Here is a 15,799-nt window from a genome sequence, read left to right on the forward strand (position 1 = left end):
CTCAGGCTCCTTTGGTCCAGGGCAGGCGGTCGAGATCGACATTGCCGCCGGTGATGATGAGACCGACACGCTTGCCGGCGAAACGGTCACGGTTCTTGAGGATGGTGGCCAGCGGTACGGCGCTCGAGGGCTCCATCACGATCTTCATGCGCTTCCAGATCAGCTTCATCGCCTCGACGATCTCGTCCTCGGAGGCGGTGAGGATGTCGCTGACGTGGTTCGAGACGAAGTGCCAGGTCAGATCCTTGAGCGGCACCTTCAGCCCGTCGGCCACGGTCTCAGGGGCGTCATCGGCGATGATGTGCCCGGCCTTGAAGCTGCGGTAGGCATCATCGGCCTGCTCGGGTTCGGCGGCGATGACCTGCACTTCGGGGGCGAGCGTGGAGAGTGTCAGGCAGGTGCCCGAGATCATCCCGCCACCGCCGATCGGCGCCACGACCATGTCGAGCCCGTCGGTCTGTTCCATGAACTCGCGCGAGCAGGTGCCCTGGCCCGCGATCACCCGCGGGTCGTTGTAGGGGTGGACGAAATCGCCGCCCGTGGCCGCCTGTACTTCGGCAAAGACCGCTTCGCGCGACGAGGTCGAGGGCTCGCACTCGGTGATGATCCCGCCATAGCCGCGCACGGCGTCCTTCTTGGCCTGCGGCGCGGTGCGCGGCATCACCACGTTGCAGGGGATGCCGCGCCGACCTGCGGCGTAGCTCAGCGACAGTGCGTGGTTGCCGGAGCTGTGGGTGCAGACGCCGCTGGCCGCCTCGGCCTCCGAGAGGCCGAAGACCGCGTTGGAGGCTCCGCGCACCTTGAAAGCACCGGCCTTCTGGAAGTTCTCGCACTTGAAGTAGAGCTGCGCGCCCGAGAGCTCGTTCAGGAAGGACGAGGTCAGGACCGGGGTGCGGTGGATGTGCGGCGCGATGCGGACGTGGGCCGCCAGCATATCGTCATAGGTGGGGATGTTCAGCTCAATGTCCTTCATCACGCGGCCGCCTTCCGGGCGAGCGCGGGGGTCGCGCGGTAGAATTCCTGCGCCGCCGCGACGCCCGAGCCGAGCGTGATGTCGAGCCCGAGGTCCTTCATGCACATCTCGGCCGTCGCCAGCCCCGAGAGGGTCATCACGTCGGTCAGGCTGCCGAGATGGCCGATACGGAACACCTTGCCGGCGACTTCGCCAAGCCCGGTGCCGAAGGCGACGCCATAGGTCTGCGCTGCGTGGCTGACGATATCCGTCGCGTTGAACCCATCGGGTGTGCGGATCGCGCTGACCGTGTCCGAGTAGACCTCGGGCGAGGCGGCGCAAAGCTCCAGCCCCCAGGCGCGGACCGCGCAGCGCACGCCTTCCGCGATGCGGTGGTGACGGGCGAAGACGTTCTCCAGCCCCTCGTCGAGCAGCATGCGGCAGGCCTCGTTCAGCCCGTTCAGCAGGCCGACGGCGGGGGTGTAGGGGTAGGCGTTGTTGGCGTAACCCTTCGCCATGTCCTGCACGTCGAAGAAGGTGCGCGGCAGCCTGGCGGTTTGGGTCGCCGCCATGGCCTTGTCGCTGAAACCCACGATGGCGAGGCCGGGCGGCAGCATGAAGCCCTTCTGCGAGCCGGCGACGGCGCAGTCGACGCCCCACTCGTCAAAGCGGAAATCCATCGAGGCGATGGAGCTCACGCCGTCGACAAACAGCAGCGCCGGGTGGCCCGCGTCATCGAGCGCGCGGCGCACTGCGGCGATGTCCGAGCGCACGCCGGTGGCGGTCTCGTTGTGGGTGGCGAGAACGGCCTTGATGCGGTGCTGCTTGTCGGCGGCAAGGATCTCGGCGTAGCGGTGCGCGGGCAGGCCCTCGCCCCAGGGGGTTTCGACGATTTCGACGCTCAGCCCGTGGCGCTGGCACATGTCGATCCAGCGGTGGCTGAACATGCCGTTGCGCGCCGCCAGAACGGTGTCGCCGGGCGAGAGCGTGTTGCTGAGCGCCGTTTCCCAGCCGCCGGTGCCGGTCGAAGGGAAGATGAAGACCTCGGCGGCGTCGCTCTTCAGCACCTTGCGCACGCCCTCGCGCGCCGGGTGAAGGATCTGCCCGAACAGCGGCGAGCGATGGTCGATCGTCGGCATGTCGCAGGCCTTGCGAAGGCTCTCGGGGATATTGGTCGGGCCCGGGATGAAAACGGGGTTCTGGAAGCTCATGGCCACCTCCTCTGGTCTCTAGAGAACACCTTAACCGGGCGGCGCGCGCAGTGAAATTTTTTTGAAATCATTTTTCAAAAATGAAAGAAGGGAGAAAGTATCGCATTGTCAGAGAGTTAATTTTTTCATATCGTGAATGTGGCTTTCAATAAAAATGAAAGGGATTTCATGGATTCTCCGAAAGATGCCGAAATCAGCCCTCGCCGTGCCCGTGGACGGCCGCGCGGCTGGGAAGACAACAGCGCGCAGAACACCATCAAGTCGCTCGACAGGGCGATGGAGGTTCTGGAGTATCTGAGCAGCCGCCCCGGCCTCACGCTGTCGGAACTGGCGGGCGATCTTGATCAGTCCCCGGCCACGGTCTACCGCATCCTCGTCACCCTCGAGGGACGGCGGCTGGTCGAGTTCGATCCGACCGAACAGCTCTGGCACATCGGCCCGCAGGCCTTTGTCATCGGCGCGCGCTTCCTGCGCCGCACCAGTCTTGTCGAGCGGGCGCGGCCGATCCTGCGCGGGCTGATGGAAGAGACCGGGGAAACCGCCAACCTCGGCATCGTGCGCGAGGCCTCGGTGCTGTTCGTCAGCCAGGTCGAGACCCACGAAAGCATCCGCGCGTTCTTTCCGCCGGGCACGCTGTCGCCGCTGCATGCCTCGGGCATTGGCAAGGCGCTGCTGGCCGAGATGCCGGGCGAGCGGCTGGAGAAGCTGCGGGCGCGGCCGATGGAACGGTTCACCCCGCACACGCTGGCCTCGCCAGAGGCGCTGCTCAACGATCTCGCGGCGATCCGGGAGCGTGGCTATTCCATTGATGCGGAAGAGAGAAACCTCGGTATGCGCTGCATCGCGGCGGCGGTCTTCGATGCCTCGGGCGAGGCGGTGGCGGGCATCTCGGTGTCGGGCCCGACCATCCGGATGGGCGAGGAGAGCACGCACGAAGCGAGCCGCGCGGTGATGCGCGCGGCCCGGGAGCTTACAGCGGCGATCGGCGGGGTCAGGCCGCCGGTGCGCTGACTTTGCGGGGCGCGGGCATGGGCTGTGCCGTGCCCGACGGACGCAACGCCATGTGCCGGTTCACGTCTTTGTAGAGCAGGTAGCGGAAGCGGCCGGGCCCGCCGGCGTAGCAGGCCTGCGGGCAGAAGGCGCGCAGCCACATGTAATCGCCGGCCTCGACCTCGACCCAGTCCTGGTTGAGCCGATAGACCGCCTTGCCTTCGAGCACGTAGAGCCCGTGTTCCATCACATGCGTCTCGGCGAAGGGGATCACCGCGCCGGGCTCGAAGGTCACCACGGTGACGTGCATGTCGTGGCGCAGGTCGCTCGGGTCGACAAAGCGGGTGGTCGCCCATTTGCCGTCGGTGCCGGGCATCGGGGTGGGGGCGATGTCCTGCTCGTTGGCGATGATCACCTCGGGATGGGGCAGGCCGGGCACCGCCTCGTAGGCCTTTCGGATCCAGTGGAAGCGCAGCGCCTTGCTGCCGGTGTTGCGCAGCGTCCAGAGCGTGGCGGGCGGCAGGAAGGCATAGCCGCCCTCGCGCAGAACGTGGGTCTCGCCCTCGACGGTGAGCGTGGCTTCGCCGTCGACGACGAACAGCACGCCCTCGGCGCCTGCGTCGGTCTCGGGGTGGTCCGAACCGCCGCCCGGCTGCACCTCCATGATGTACTGCGAGAAGGTCTCGGCAAATCCGCTGAGCGGGCGCGACAGCACCCAGAGCCGGGTGCGCTCCCAGAACGGCAGGAAGCTGGTCACGATGTCGCGCATCGTGCCCTTGGGGATCACCGCGTAGGCGTCGGTGAACACCGCGCGGTCGGTCAGCAACTGGCTCTGCGGCGGGTGGCCGCCTTCGGGGGCGTAGTAGCTGGTCTGGGGGGCAGTCATGGTCTTGGCTCCGAGGCGAAGGAATTTGACGAGAGTATGGGCGCTGTGCGACGCGCGGGCGACCGGGCCCGGGACGAAAGGTCCTTTCGGAAAAAAATGATAATCGCGATGGATTTCCCGATATCGCGGAACAGCACCTTGTCCTCTCCCGGCCACCTGGCCCGGCGGGCAGGGGAGGCGCAGGGCTCAGGCCGGCTGCAAGTCCGGCTGGCGGACCCGGGCCGCCCCGCGCTTTTGCGGCACGCCCGCGACATAGGTCTCGGCCACGGCGCGGTCGTCCCCCAGCATCTGCAGCACGAAAAGCTCCTCGCTCAGGGTTCCGGCGCGCAGCATGCGCAGCGCCATCGGCTCGGTCGCCGAGGAGTCGAGCACGACGATGTCGGCCTCGGTCCCCGGCTCGAGCGTGCCGATCCTGTCCTCGAGTCCCAGCGCCAGCGCATTGCCGCGGGTGATCCAGTGGAAGGCGCGCAGCGGGTGCAGCTTCTGGCCCTGCAGCTGCAGCACCTTGTAGGCCTCGTTCAGGGTCTGCAGCATCGAGTAGCTGGTGCCCGCGCCGACATCGGTGGCGATGGCGTTGCAGATCCCGCGCGCCCGCAGCCCGGCGTCGTCGAAGAGCCCGCTGCCGAGGAAGAGGTTCGAGGTCGGGCAGAACACCGGCTTCGCGCCGGTCTCGGCCAGCAGGTCGATCTCGCGCGGCGTGAGGTGGATCGAATGGCCGAGCAGTGCCTTGGGCCCGAGCAGCCCGTAGCGCTCGTAGACCCCGAGGTAGTCGGGGGCGTCGGGGTAGAGGCTGAGGGTATAGGCGATCTCGTCACGGTTCTCCGAAAGGTGGGTCTGCACGTGGCATCCCGGATGCTCGGCCGCGAGCGCACCCGCCGCCTCCAGCTGCTCGGGCGTCGAGGTGATGGCGAAGCGCGGGGTGATGGCATAGCCCGCGCGGCCCTTGCCGTGCCAGCGCGCGATCAGCCGTTTGCTGGCGTCGTAGCCCGCCTGCGGCGTGTCGCACAGCGCCTCGGGGGCGTTGCGGTCCATCATCACCTTGCCGGTGATCATCCGCATGTCACGGCGCGCGGCGGCGGCAAAGAGCGCTTCGGCCGAGGCCTCGTGTACGGACGCATAGGCGACGGCGGTGGTGGTGCCATGGGCGCAGAGCTGGCCGAGCAGCCAGTCGGCCATCATTTCGGCATGGGCCGGATCGGCAAAGCGGGTCTCTTCGGGGAAGGTGTAGGCGTTCAGCCAGTCCAGAAGCTGCGCGCCCCACGACGCGATGACCTGCACCTGCGGGTAGTGGATGTGGGTGTCGATGAAACCGGGCATCAGCAGGTGCGGGCGGTGGTCGACCACCGGCACCGCCGGTGCCTGCCGCGACAGCTTGTCGTAGCTGCCGGTGGCGCGGATCAGCCCGCCGCCGATCAGGATCGCGCCATCCTCGATGTAGCTGTAGGCGGCATGGTCCTCGGGGCCCTGCGGCTCGGCGGTGAAACTCAGGATGCGTCCGCGCATCAGCACTTGGTCGGTCTTCAAGGGGTCACCTTTCGGCAGGCAGGGAGAGGGGTTGAAAGGGCGGGGGCCGCAGTGCGGCCCGCGCCGGTGGTGTGCGGATGGCTCTGCCCGGTTCACTCCGCGGGCGTGGCAGGCGGCTCCTCGAGCACCACGTTCTGATTCTGCGCCGCGCCCTCGCGGTGGAACAGCGGGTAGATGTAAAGGAACGCGGCGGCGATCAGGTATCCGGCCGAGACCGGGCCGAGCTGCGGCCAATGCAGGCTGGCGCCGTGGATGATCCCCACCAGCGACATCAGCGCCGCGGCCAGCGCGAAGCCGCCGGCGTTGCGGAACCGCCCGTCGATCACGCTGGCGACGATGGCGCCCCAGATCAGCCCTGTCAGGATCGCACCCTGGCTCAGCGACTGGTGGCCGGCGAAATGTGCGCCCTGCTGCAGCAGCGCCGCCGTCAGCGCCTCGTCTCCGAGCCGCGGCAGGCCCTCCACGCCGGTCGCCTGCAGAGCACCCATCAGCGCCCCCCACTTGATCATCAGGAAGGACGACACATGCGGCATCATGGCGATGGTCACGGCCGCCATGTGTTCGGTGCGGACGCAATGCGCGGTGTTGGTGATCAGGCTCAGCGCCACGAAGACCAGCACCGGCGCGGCGGCGGCCTCGGGGATCAGGTTGTTCAGGAAGGCCAGCAGCCCGAGGAAGGCGGCGGCCGGGATCACCAGCCCGACGCCGATGATGTAGCCCGCATGTGCCCCCATGCGCTTGTAGGCCGGGTGGCCGATATAGGCGGTGGTCGGGAAGGGCGAGCCGAAGACCGCGCCGATCATCGTGCCGAGCCCGTCGGTGATCTGGCACACGCCGACCGGGTAGTGGTCGCCGGCGCTTTCGGCGCTCTCGACGTTGTTCATCGTCTCGATGAAGTTGTAAATCTGTACCGGCACCAGCACGAGGAAGAGCTCGGGGTTGGCGAAGAGGTGCCGGATCCCGGCGATCAGGTCGCCGACGTAGGGCAGCGGCGGGTAAAATCCGGTGCCCTCGAGGCTGATCCGCGCCTCGCCGATGCTGAATGCCACCAAGGTGCCGACGATCAGCGCCAGCAGGCCTGCGGGGATGTTGAACGGCAGGCGGAATCGCCCGACGAGACCCCAGAGGATGATGATCATCGAGGCAAAGCCGATATAGGGTTGCTCGAAGACCGTCGCCAGCGGCACGGTGCCGATGAACACCAGCGCGATGCCGCAAAGTGTGCCAAGCATGCCGGCGCGCGGCGTGACCCGCTTCAGCCACGGCCCGACGAGCGCGCCCATGCCGGCGACAATGCCGCCCATGAAGCCGGCGCCGATGCCGACCTGCCAGGCGAGCATGGGATCGTTGGTGGCCCAGTAGATCGGCCCGATGACCCCGAACAGATAGACGAACATCACCGGCGTCGAGATGCCGTAGGGCAGTGCCGTGACGTCACGCCCGTGCCGGGCGGCGGCGCGTTTCGCCAGCACCACATAGGCCGCGACACCCGACAGGATCGCCACCGCGGCACCGGGCAGGATGCGGCCGTAGACGATCTCCGCGGGCATGCCGAATACGAACTGGCAGACGCCTGCCAGCACCATAAGATTGATCAGGTTGTCGGTGAACAGTGCCCAGAAGGCACTGAAATCGCTGCGTGAGAACAGCTTGTAGGTGTAGCTCCCTTCCCGCATGTGGGATCTCCTCGGGTTGCGTGCGGTTGTTCCGCGGCGCCCGCTCCTCTTCGGGCGGCCGCGGGGGTTACTCGGCGGCGAAGGCCACGGGCTGCGCCGCGCCCTTCGCGTGGGTGAGGGTGGCCATCACCTCGGCGACGACGAAGGCGGCGATCACCTCGGGGCGCTTGTCGCGGCTGCCCTGCGCGCCGATCGGGCAGGTCAGGGCGTGGGTCTCGAGCCCGTCGCACTGGTCGCGGGCGAAGCGACGGAACTTTTCGCGCTTGGTGGCCGAGCCGATCAGCCCGACATAGCGCGCATCGTTCCGCTGCAGCGCCGCCGCGGCGCAGAGATAGTCGAGCGCATGGTCATGGGTCAGCACGATGAAGGCGCTGTCCGGCGGGGCCGTGGCGATCTCGAGCTCGGGCAGCGGGGTGAGCCGGGTCTCGACCCGGGCGGCGCAGAGCGCCAGCTCCGCGGCGCGGCTGTCGACCAGAACGCAACGCACCGGAAGGTGCTGCAGAAGATCCGCCAGTGCCCGGCCGACATGGCCCGCGCCGTGGATCTGCACCATCGGCTGCGCGGCGGCCGCCTCCGCCGCCCGCGCCAGTGCCGCCTGCCGGTCCTGTGCGCCCATGCGGCTGAGCGCGATCTCGACCCGCCCGCCGCAGCATTGCCCGATCTCGGGGCCGAGCGGCAGGTCCAGCGTCTCGGCCAGATCGCCGCGCGCCAGCAGGGCCCGCGCGGCGGCGATTGCCCGGTGTTCGAGCTGGCCGCCGCCGATGGTGCCATGGAGCGCGCGCTCCGAGACATACATCTCGCAGCCGGCCTCGCGCGGCGAGGAGCCGCGCACCCGGCGCAGCCGGAGCCGCGCCACCGGACCGGGGCCGCTCAGCAGGCGGTCGAGCGCGATCATGCCGCCCGGCCCGCCAGCCGCTCGACCGCCAGCAGAACACGCTCGGGCGTGGCGGGGGCGTCGAGCCGGGGGAATTCGCGGTAATCGGCGACGCTGGCCACGGCCATCGAGAGCGCCTCGAAGACCGAGATGCCCAGCATGAAGGGCGGTTCGCCCACGGCCTTGCTGCGCTTAATCGTGCGCTCGCGGTTCTCGGACCATTCGGCAAGGCTCACGTTGAACACGCGCGGGCGGTCCGAGGCGAGGGGGATCTTGTAGGTCGAGGGGGCATGGGTGCGCAGCGCGCCCTTCTGGTCCCACCACAGCTCCTCGGTGGTGAGCCAGCCCATGCCCTGCACGAAGGCGCCCTCGACCTGCCCGCGGTCGAGCACCGGGTTCAGCGAGCGCCCGACGTCGTGCAGGATATCGGTGCGCTCCACCCGGTATTCGCCGGTCAGCGTGTCGATTGTGACCTCCGAGCAGGAGGCGCCGTAGGCGTAATAGTAGAACGGCCGGCCCTTGCCCGCCGCGCGGTCCCAGTGGATGTCCGGCGTCTTGTAGAAGCCCGCCGCCGACAGATGCACCCGGGCCATGTAGGCGGCTTTGATGACCTGCTCCCACGACAGCAGCTGCGCACCCACCTGCACATGGCCCGGCACGAAGCGCACCTCTTCAGGCCTCACACCCCAGTGCCCGGCGGCGAACGCCACCAGCCGCGTCTTGATCTGCTCGGCGGCGTCGAGCGCGGCCATGCCATTGAGGTCCGAGCCCGACGAGGCGGCGGTGGCCGAGGTGTTGGGCACTTTCTCGGTGGTGGTTCGGGTGATCTTGATGCGCTCGAAGTCGATCTGGAACGCGTCGGCCACCACCTGCGCCACCTTGGTGTTGAGCCCCTGGCCCATCTCCGTGCCGCCGTGGTTGAGATGCACGGATCCGTCCGAGTAGACGTGGATCAGCGCGCCCGCCTGGTTGTAGTGCGTGGCGGTGAAAGAGATGCCGAATTTCACCGGCGTGAGCGCGATGCCTTTGCGCAGCACGCCGCCCTCTGCGTTGAACGCGAGGATGTCGCGGCGGCGCTGCTGGTAGCCGCAGCTTTCCTCCAGTTCCGATACGACGCGGCCGATGATGTTGTCGGTGACCTCCTGATGGTAAGGGGTCAGGTTCCGGCCATCCTCCGCATCGCCGTAGAAGTTGGCCTTGCGCACCTCCAGAGGGTCCTTGCCGAGGGCATATGCGATCTCCTCGATCATCCGCTCGGCGGCGACCACGCCCTGCGGTCCGCCGAAGCCGCGGAAGGCGGTATTCGAGACGGTGTTGGTCTTCAACGGGCGGCTCTGCAGCCGGACATGCGGGTAGAAATAGGCGTTGTCGGCATGGAACAGCGCGCGGTCGGTGACCGGCCCCGACAGGTCCGAGGACCAGCCGCAGCGCGCCGCGAAGCTGCCGTCGACCGCGCGAATGCGGCCGGCACCGTCGAACCCCACGTCGTAGTCGATGACGAAGTCGTGGCGCTTGCCCGTGGCGGTCATGTCCTGGTCGCGGTCGGGGCGGATTTTCACCGGGCGGTTCAGACGCTTCGCGGCCATGGCGGCAACCACGGCAAAGAGGTTCATCTGGCTTTCCTTGCCGCCGAAGCCGCCGCCCATGCGCCGCACGTTCACCACGACGGCGTTCGAGGGCAAGCCAAGGACATGCGCCACCATGTGCTGCGCCTCGCTCGGGTGCTGGGTCGAGCAATGCACGATCACATCCTCGTCCTCGCCGGGCAGGGCAAAGGCGATCTGCCCCTCGAGGTACATGTGATCCTGCCCACCGACGACGAGCCGCCCCTGAAGCCGGTGCGGCGCCGAGGCCATCGCGGTCCCGACCTCGCCGCGCTCCAGCTTCAGCGGGTCGGTCACGAGCGGATAGCCCGCCGCCTGCGCCGCGATCGGGTCCAGCGCATGCGGAAGCACGTCGGTCTCCACCTTGGCGAGCGCGGCAGCCCGGCGGGCGGCGTCGCGAGTCTCGGCGATCACGGCAAAGAGCGGCTGGCCGTGGAACTCGATCTTCTCGGTCGGGAAGACCGGCTCGTCGCCGCGCCCGGTGGGGCTGATGTCGTTGTGGCCGGGGATGTCGGCGGCGGTCAGCACATCGATCACGCCGGGTGCAACGCGCACGGCGGAAAGGTCGATGCCCTTCAGCGTGGCGTGGGCGACGGAGGACACGCCGAGATAGGCGTGCAGCGTGCCGGCCGGCTCGGCGATGTCGTCGGTATACTCGGCAAGGCCGCGGACGTGCTTGATCGCGCTGTCATGCTGGCGGTCCTGGTGGACGGCGCCGCGGATGTTGGACTGGTGTTTCATGTCTCTGCTCCTTCAGGCGCTCAGGCGGACGGGCGCGCCATCCTGTTCGAGAAAAAACCGCCGCAGCAGGTTCTGCGCGACGCGCATCCGGTACTCGGCGCTGGCCCGCCAGTCGCTGAGCGGGGCGAAGTCCCCGGACATGGCGCGGGCGGCGGCGGCGAAGCTGGCTTCGTTCCACGGCTGGCCCAGCAGCGCGGCCTCGGCCGCTGCGGCGCGTTTCGGGGTGGCGGCCATGCCACCGAGCGCGATGCGGGCGCTTCGGATGATCCCGGCCTCGACGGTGACGCTGATCCCGGCGGCGACCGCCGAGATGTCCTCATCGCGGCGCTTCGAGATCTTGTAGGCGGCGCAGCGGGTTGCGGAGGAGGGCAGGGGAATGCGGATGCTCTCGACGAACTCGCCGGGGCGACGGTCCTGCTTGCCGTAGTCGACGAAGAACTTCTCCAGCGGCAGGTTCCGGCGCGAATTGCCATGGCGCAGGGTGACCTCGGCGCCGAGCGCGATCAGCACCGGCGGCGTGTCACCGATGGGCGAGCCATTGGCGATATTGCCGCCGATGGTGCCCATGTTGCGCACCTGCCAGCCGGCGATGCGGTCCCAGTATTCGGCAAGGTGCGGCAGGTGCTGCGTGATCAGCGGCTTGAGCTCGGAATAGCTGACACCGGCGCCGAGGGTGATGGCCCCGGGGCTGACCTCGATCGCCTTCAGCTCGGCCAGGTGCGCGATGAAGATGGCGGGCGAGATCGGGCGCAGGAACTTGGTCACCCAGAGCCCGACGTCGGTGGCGCCGGCGATCACCGTCGCCTGCGGGTGCTCGGCATAGGCGGCGGCAAAATCATCGAGATCGGCGGGAAGGATGGCGCGGTTGTCCTCGGGGCCGGTCTCGACCCGGCGCGCGTCCTTCAGCGCCAGAAGCTCGGCGGTGATGCGGCCGCGCTCCAGTGTCAGGTGGTCTGCCTCCGGGGTGCCGTACTGGCTGACCGCGACGGCGGCACGGATGATCGGGGCGTAACCGGTGCACCGGCAGAGGTTGCCCTGCAGCGCGGTTTCCACCTGCGTTTCGGTTGGCTCGGGTGTCTGCATCCAGAGCGCGTAAAGCGACATCACGATGCCCGGCGTGCAGAAGCCGCATTGCGCGCCGTGGTGTTCGACCATCGCCCGCTGCACCGGGTGCAGCGCGCCATCCGGGCCGGACAGGTGCTCGACCGTCACCACGTGGCAGCCATCGAGCGAGGCCACGAAGCGGATGCAGGCGTTGACCGCCTCGTAGCGCAGCGCCCCGGCGTGCAGGCGTCCGACGAGCACGGTGCAGGCGCCGCAGTCGCCCTCGGCGCAGCCCTCCTTGGTGCCGGTGAGGCGGCGGTCGAGCCGCAGGAAGTCGAGCAGGGTCTGCGTGGCGGGAACCGTGGGCAGGTTCACCGTCCGTCCGTTGAGCAGAAAGCGGATCTCGCTCCGGTGCGTCATGCATCCCTCCGTGGCTGAGCATGTGGCTGGGTGATCGGAGGGGACGCTAGCGGAAGGCACTCTCAATGAATACGCGCCGTTTCGCCAAGGACTTTATACAGATTGTTGATAATAGTTTGTCGCGCCGCGTGCTATTCCGGGGCAGGCCCGAGGGCCCGAGAGGAGAGGCGCGATGCAATACGTTGAATGCCTGCGGGTTTTTGTCCGGGTGGTCGAACTCGGCAGCATCACCTCGGGCGGGCGCGACCTGCGGCTGACGCCCGCGGTGGCCAGCAAGCGGATCAAGGAACTGGAAAGCCGGCTTGGGGTGCGCCTCTTCAACCGCACCACGCGCTCGATCACCCCGACCGAGGTCGGGGGGGTGTTCTACGAGCAGGCCAAGGCGGTGCTCGCCTCGCTCGACGAGGCCGAGGCGGTCGTGGCGAACTTCTCCGAGACGCCGCGCGGCGCGCTGCGGGTCACGGCGCCGCTGGGGATCGGGCGGCGGATCATCGCGCCGCTGGTGCCCGAGTTCACCGAAAGATACCCGGAGGTGCAGGTCCAGATGCGCCTGTCGGACCGGCTGGTGGACATGATGGGAGAGCGGCTCGACGTGGCGTTCTTCCTTGGCGTTCCGAGGGATTCCAACCTGAAGCTGCGCCACATCTGCGACTGCCCGGGGGTTCTCTGCGCCGCGCCGGGCTATCTCGAACGTCACGGCACCCCGGCGTCGCCCGAGGATCTGCTTGGCGGGAAGCACAATTGCTTGCTGCTGCGCTATCCGCGCTCGCCCGAGTATTTCTGGCAACTGCGGACCGAGAGCGGGCTGCGGCGGCTCGAGGTGGCGGGGCGCTTCGACGCCGACGACGGCGACGTGCTGACAAGGTGGGCGCTGGATGGTCACGGCATCGCCAACCGTCCGCGGCTCGAAGTGGCGCAGCACCTGCGCAGCGGCGCTCTTGTCGAGGTGCTGCCGCAGACACCGCCGCTGCCCGCGACCTTCGGCTGTCTCTTCCCGCACCGCAAACTGCAGGATCCGAAGATCAGGCTCTTCGTCGACTACATGGCGGAAGCGGTGAAAGCGGCGGTCGGGGACCTGCAGAGCGGGTGAGGGCTGGTACTCTCCCCATGGGGCCAATCATAGAGGGACCGCCCCGGCATTCGACCTGACATCCGGACCGACACCGCGCAATCCGCCGCAGCCAGAGCTCTGGCGGAGGTTCTCGGGCCGAAGAGACTGCTGACCGGGTTGGAGGATTGCCCGCGACAAACCTCGGACATGTGCGGTCTGCGCAGCCAGTCTCGAGTTGCCGTCCCGCACACGACGGTCGAGCTCTGTTCAGTCGTCGCCTTCCCCCCATCCGAGCCTTCTCTCGAGCAACCGCAGCACGATCAGGACCACAAGGACTATGGCGGTCGTCATGGCCGCCAGGGGCATTTGCCCGGCACCGCATCCCAGCCCAATGGCTCCTGCAAGCCAGAGGGATGTGCCCGTCGTGATGTTGCGAACCCGTCCGCCTGACGTGAATATCAGACCAGCCGCGAGAAATGCGACGCCAGCGGTCACGGCCTCGATCATGCGAAGGGGGTCGTTCCGCTGCTCCGACGCGCCTCCGAAGTCCATAGCTGCGAGTTCGAGGCCAAGTATGACAAACAGGCAGGCTGCAACCGAAACAAGGATGTGAGTTCTTAGACCCGCGGGCTTCTCCCGGCGCTCACGTTCGAGGCCTATCAGGCCTGCCAAGACGATCGCGGCCAAGAGGCGTGCCAAGGCAGCGGGCGCCGGAACCACTGAGAAGGTACTGTTGAACTCGTTGATGATTTCGGTCAGCACGACGGTTTCACCTGCCTCTGGATGTTACCGAGGTGAACGTCTTTCTCCAATGTTGTGTTCCTCGGCACGCTCCGTCCGCTGCTTCCACACCACGTGGCAGGCATTGCCCGAGCAGTCCTGAGGTCGCCACAAGGATGCCGGACCCGCTGTGTGAGATCGGCACGATACGTCGCAGGCGGCTCGGGACAGGTGCTGTTCGGCGATCGCATGAGGCGAGGTTGAGAAAGCCTGCTCCGTGCAGGAGCGCGACCGCCATCGAGCGTGACCGCCATCGAATGGAGCAGGCTTTCGGAAACGGGATGGAGCCCAGCTGAGCGCCGAACCTTCAAGGGGAGCGGCAGCCGCGTCTCGGGATCCGACTGCTCGCACGCCTCCCGCCAAGCTCTCATACCTCCCGCTAATCATGGAGTGGAGCGGGGCCGACAATCCGTCATTCGGCACACGCAAAAGGGTCGCCGGCGGACGCCGAAGTGCAAGAAGCATCTGAAAACGCAGATATATTGCCGGCGGAATTCGACATGGAGACGGCACTATTTTCGGAACAAGCGGCGGTCCTGGAGGTTGTGCGTGCGGATCGTCCGGCCGGCCAGATCACAAGCTCCGCCATCGCGACAAGATGTTCGACACATCTTCCGCCTGGAATTTTGGTTTCCTGACAAGGCCATGATCGATGAACATTCCCCAAAACGTCTCGAGGACGTCGCGGTGCCTGCCTTTTCTTCTGGCAGGAGGGCGCGGGTCTCGACTGCACGAGCTTACGAACCTGCAATGCAAGCCTGCGCTGAGCTTCGGCTCGGGAGAGGGGCGCATCGTCGACTTCATCCTGGCCGCTGCCGCGACGGCCCGGTTCGAGAACCTGTTTGTCGCGACGCAGTACCGCCCCAATGATCTTTGTCGGCATCTCAATCGGCACTGGGCCCACAGTTTCGAGAAGGGCATCACGATCCGCGACGGCGAATTCCTGAGCCCCTATGGCTATCGCGGCACCGCCGATGCGGTGCGCTGCAACGCGACGGCGATCGATGCCTACGCGCCGCGAGAAATCATGGTGCTGGCCGGTGACCACGTGGTCGATATCGACCTCGAAACGCTGCTCGACCACCACCGCTCCCAGTCCCGACCGGTCACGGTTGCCGCCACGGCGGTTCCCCTGACGCAGGCCTCCGACTTCGGGATCTTCGATCTCGGCGCAGATGGCGAGCTGCTCGGGTTTGCCGAGAAGCCGGCGCACCCCACGCCCATGATCGGCGAGCGCGACCGTGCGCTCGCCTCGACCGGGATCTACGTCTTCGACTGGATCTGGCTGAAGGCGGCGCTGCGGCTCGAGCCCGCGCGCCCGTCGACGCTGCATGATTTCGGGCATGACATCCTTCCCATCGCCCTCGCCGAGGACGCGCTCTCGGTCTATCGGCTCCCGGACGGAGGCTCCGGAGCCGGGGGATACTGGCGCGACGTGGGCTCGCTCGATGCCTACCGTCTTGCCCAGCTGGGTTTCTCCGGAGCGGAGACGCCGGTCGCACTGCCGAAGACCATGGACCGTCCGATCACCCAGGCCATCGACTGCCTCTCGGAGGGAACCGTGTTCCTGCCCGGCAGCAGTGCCGGCCGCCGCTGCCAGGTGAGGAACGCGATCGTGGCACCGGGTGTCCGGCTGCCGGACGGGTTTCGCGCGGGCTACGACAGCGAGGAGGATCGGCGCTGGTTCAGATGTTCGGCGGGCGGCACGCTGCTGATCACCGCAGAGATGGTTGCGCGGCGCGAGGCGGCTCTGAGGCCGACGTCTGCGCGTCCGTTCGTCAGCCGACCGCCCCGGATGACCGCGCTCTCCGGATTGGAGGGCTGACATGATCGCTCCGTTCGGCCGTGTCGCGGTGACGCCGCGCCAGATGCGAAAACGGCCTGGCGCATTTCTGGGCGGTGCGGGCGGCAAAAGCCGTCGGTGCGGAGCCCGGAAGCGACACCTCTCCGGGTCCGCAACGAAGGCCCGGATCGGGGCATCATGCGAAGGTGCTGCAGTCTGGTCCGTCGGGGGCCTTCGGACGCACGCGCACGGGACAGAGGCGC

At 67.7% G+C, this 15,799-nt stretch carries 12 protein-coding genes; 3 read left to right on the plus strand and 9 right to left on the minus strand.

From position 1 onward, the window contains the following. Nucleotide 1: 1 nt before the first annotated feature. The gene (gene bhcB, locus BLQ77_RS12755; RefSeq protein WP_089959648.1) at nucleotides 2-973 is read right to left on the minus strand and encodes a beta-hydroxyaspartate dehydratase BhcB; all 972 of its coding nucleotides are present in this window, start codon (nucleotides 971-973) and stop codon (nucleotides 2-4) included. Beyond that, nucleotides 973-2,163, minus strand: a complete 1,191-nt coding sequence (gene bhcA / locus BLQ77_RS12760) for an L-aspartate--glyoxylate aminotransferase BhcA (RefSeq protein ID WP_089959653.1) — start codon at nucleotides 2,161-2,163, stop codon at nucleotides 973-975. Before bhcA ends, bhcB begins: the two co-directional genes overlap by 1 nt. Nucleotides 2,164-2,331: 168 nt before the next feature. Between bhcA and bhcR the strand changes: the two genes are divergently transcribed. Beyond that, complete coding sequence (gene bhcR / locus BLQ77_RS12765) at nucleotides 2,332-3,174, plus strand: HTH-type transcriptional regulator BhcR (protein ID WP_089959655.1); 843 nt, start codon at nucleotides 2,332-2,334, stop codon at nucleotides 3,172-3,174. Here the strand turns inward: bhcR and BLQ77_RS12770 are convergent. The 6 genes from BLQ77_RS12770 to xdhA form a co-directional block, all read right to left on the minus strand. Next, on the minus strand, nucleotides 3,155-4,039 hold the full coding sequence (locus BLQ77_RS12770; protein ID WP_089959657.1) for a bifunctional allantoicase/(S)-ureidoglycine aminohydrolase: 885 nt from the start codon (nucleotides 4,037-4,039) through the stop codon (nucleotides 3,155-3,157). The two genes, bhcR and BLQ77_RS12770, sit on opposite strands and share 20 nt — an antisense overlap. A 186-nt stretch (nucleotides 4,040-4,225) precedes the next feature. After that, nucleotides 4,226-5,542: a guanine deaminase gene (gene guaD / locus BLQ77_RS12775; RefSeq protein WP_375360202.1), complete on the minus strand. Its 1,317-nt coding sequence runs from the start codon at nucleotides 5,540-5,542 to the stop codon at nucleotides 4,226-4,228. Between the two features lie 113 nt (nucleotides 5,543-5,655). Next, nucleotides 5,656-7,239 carry a permease family protein gene (locus tag BLQ77_RS12780; protein WP_008888187.1) on the minus strand — a complete coding sequence of 528 codons (1,584 nt, stop codon included), beginning with the start codon at nucleotides 7,237-7,239 and terminating at the stop codon, nucleotides 5,656-5,658. A gap of 67 nt (nucleotides 7,240-7,306) precedes the next feature. Further along, nucleotides 7,307-8,134, minus strand: coding sequence for a xanthine dehydrogenase accessory protein XdhC (gene xdhC, locus BLQ77_RS12785; protein ID WP_089959661.1), 828 nt, complete (start codon nucleotides 8,132-8,134; stop codon nucleotides 7,307-7,309). Further along, nucleotides 8,131-10,458, minus strand: coding sequence for a xanthine dehydrogenase molybdopterin binding subunit (gene xdhB, locus BLQ77_RS12790; RefSeq protein ID WP_089959663.1), 2,328 nt, complete (start codon nucleotides 10,456-10,458; stop codon nucleotides 8,131-8,133). Before xdhB ends, xdhC begins: the two co-directional genes overlap by 4 nt. Nucleotides 10,459-10,470: 12 nt before the next feature. Further along, nucleotides 10,471-11,922 (minus strand): xanthine dehydrogenase small subunit, encoded by a 1,452-nt coding sequence (gene xdhA / locus BLQ77_RS12795; protein WP_089959665.1) that lies wholly within the window; start codon nucleotides 11,920-11,922, stop codon nucleotides 10,471-10,473. Nucleotides 11,923-12,094: 172 nt separating this feature from the next. Between xdhA and BLQ77_RS12800 the strand changes: the two genes are divergently transcribed. Further along, the gene (locus tag BLQ77_RS12800; RefSeq protein WP_089959667.1) at nucleotides 12,095-13,012 is read left to right on the plus strand and encodes a LysR family transcriptional regulator; all 918 of its coding nucleotides are present in this window, start codon (nucleotides 12,095-12,097) and stop codon (nucleotides 13,010-13,012) included. A 228-nt stretch (nucleotides 13,013-13,240) separates the two neighbouring features. On the opposite strand, the gene BLQ77_RS12805 is transcribed toward BLQ77_RS12800, so the two are convergent. Further along, nucleotides 13,241-13,735: an MgtC/SapB family protein gene (locus BLQ77_RS12805; RefSeq protein WP_040385056.1), complete on the minus strand. Its 495-nt coding sequence runs from the start codon at nucleotides 13,733-13,735 to the stop codon at nucleotides 13,241-13,243. A gap of 670 nt (nucleotides 13,736-14,405) precedes the next feature. Between BLQ77_RS12805 and BLQ77_RS12810 the strand changes: the two genes are divergently transcribed. Then, entirely contained in the window at nucleotides 14,406-15,578 is a 1,173-nt protein-coding gene (locus BLQ77_RS12810) for a sugar phosphate nucleotidyltransferase (protein WP_089959669.1), read from the plus strand. Nucleotides 15,579-15,799 lie beyond the last annotated feature (221 nt).

Source organism: Salipiger thiooxidans, from assembly GCF_900102075.1.
Taxonomy (GTDB): Bacteria; Pseudomonadota; Alphaproteobacteria; order Rhodobacterales; family Rhodobacteraceae; genus Salipiger; species Salipiger thiooxidans.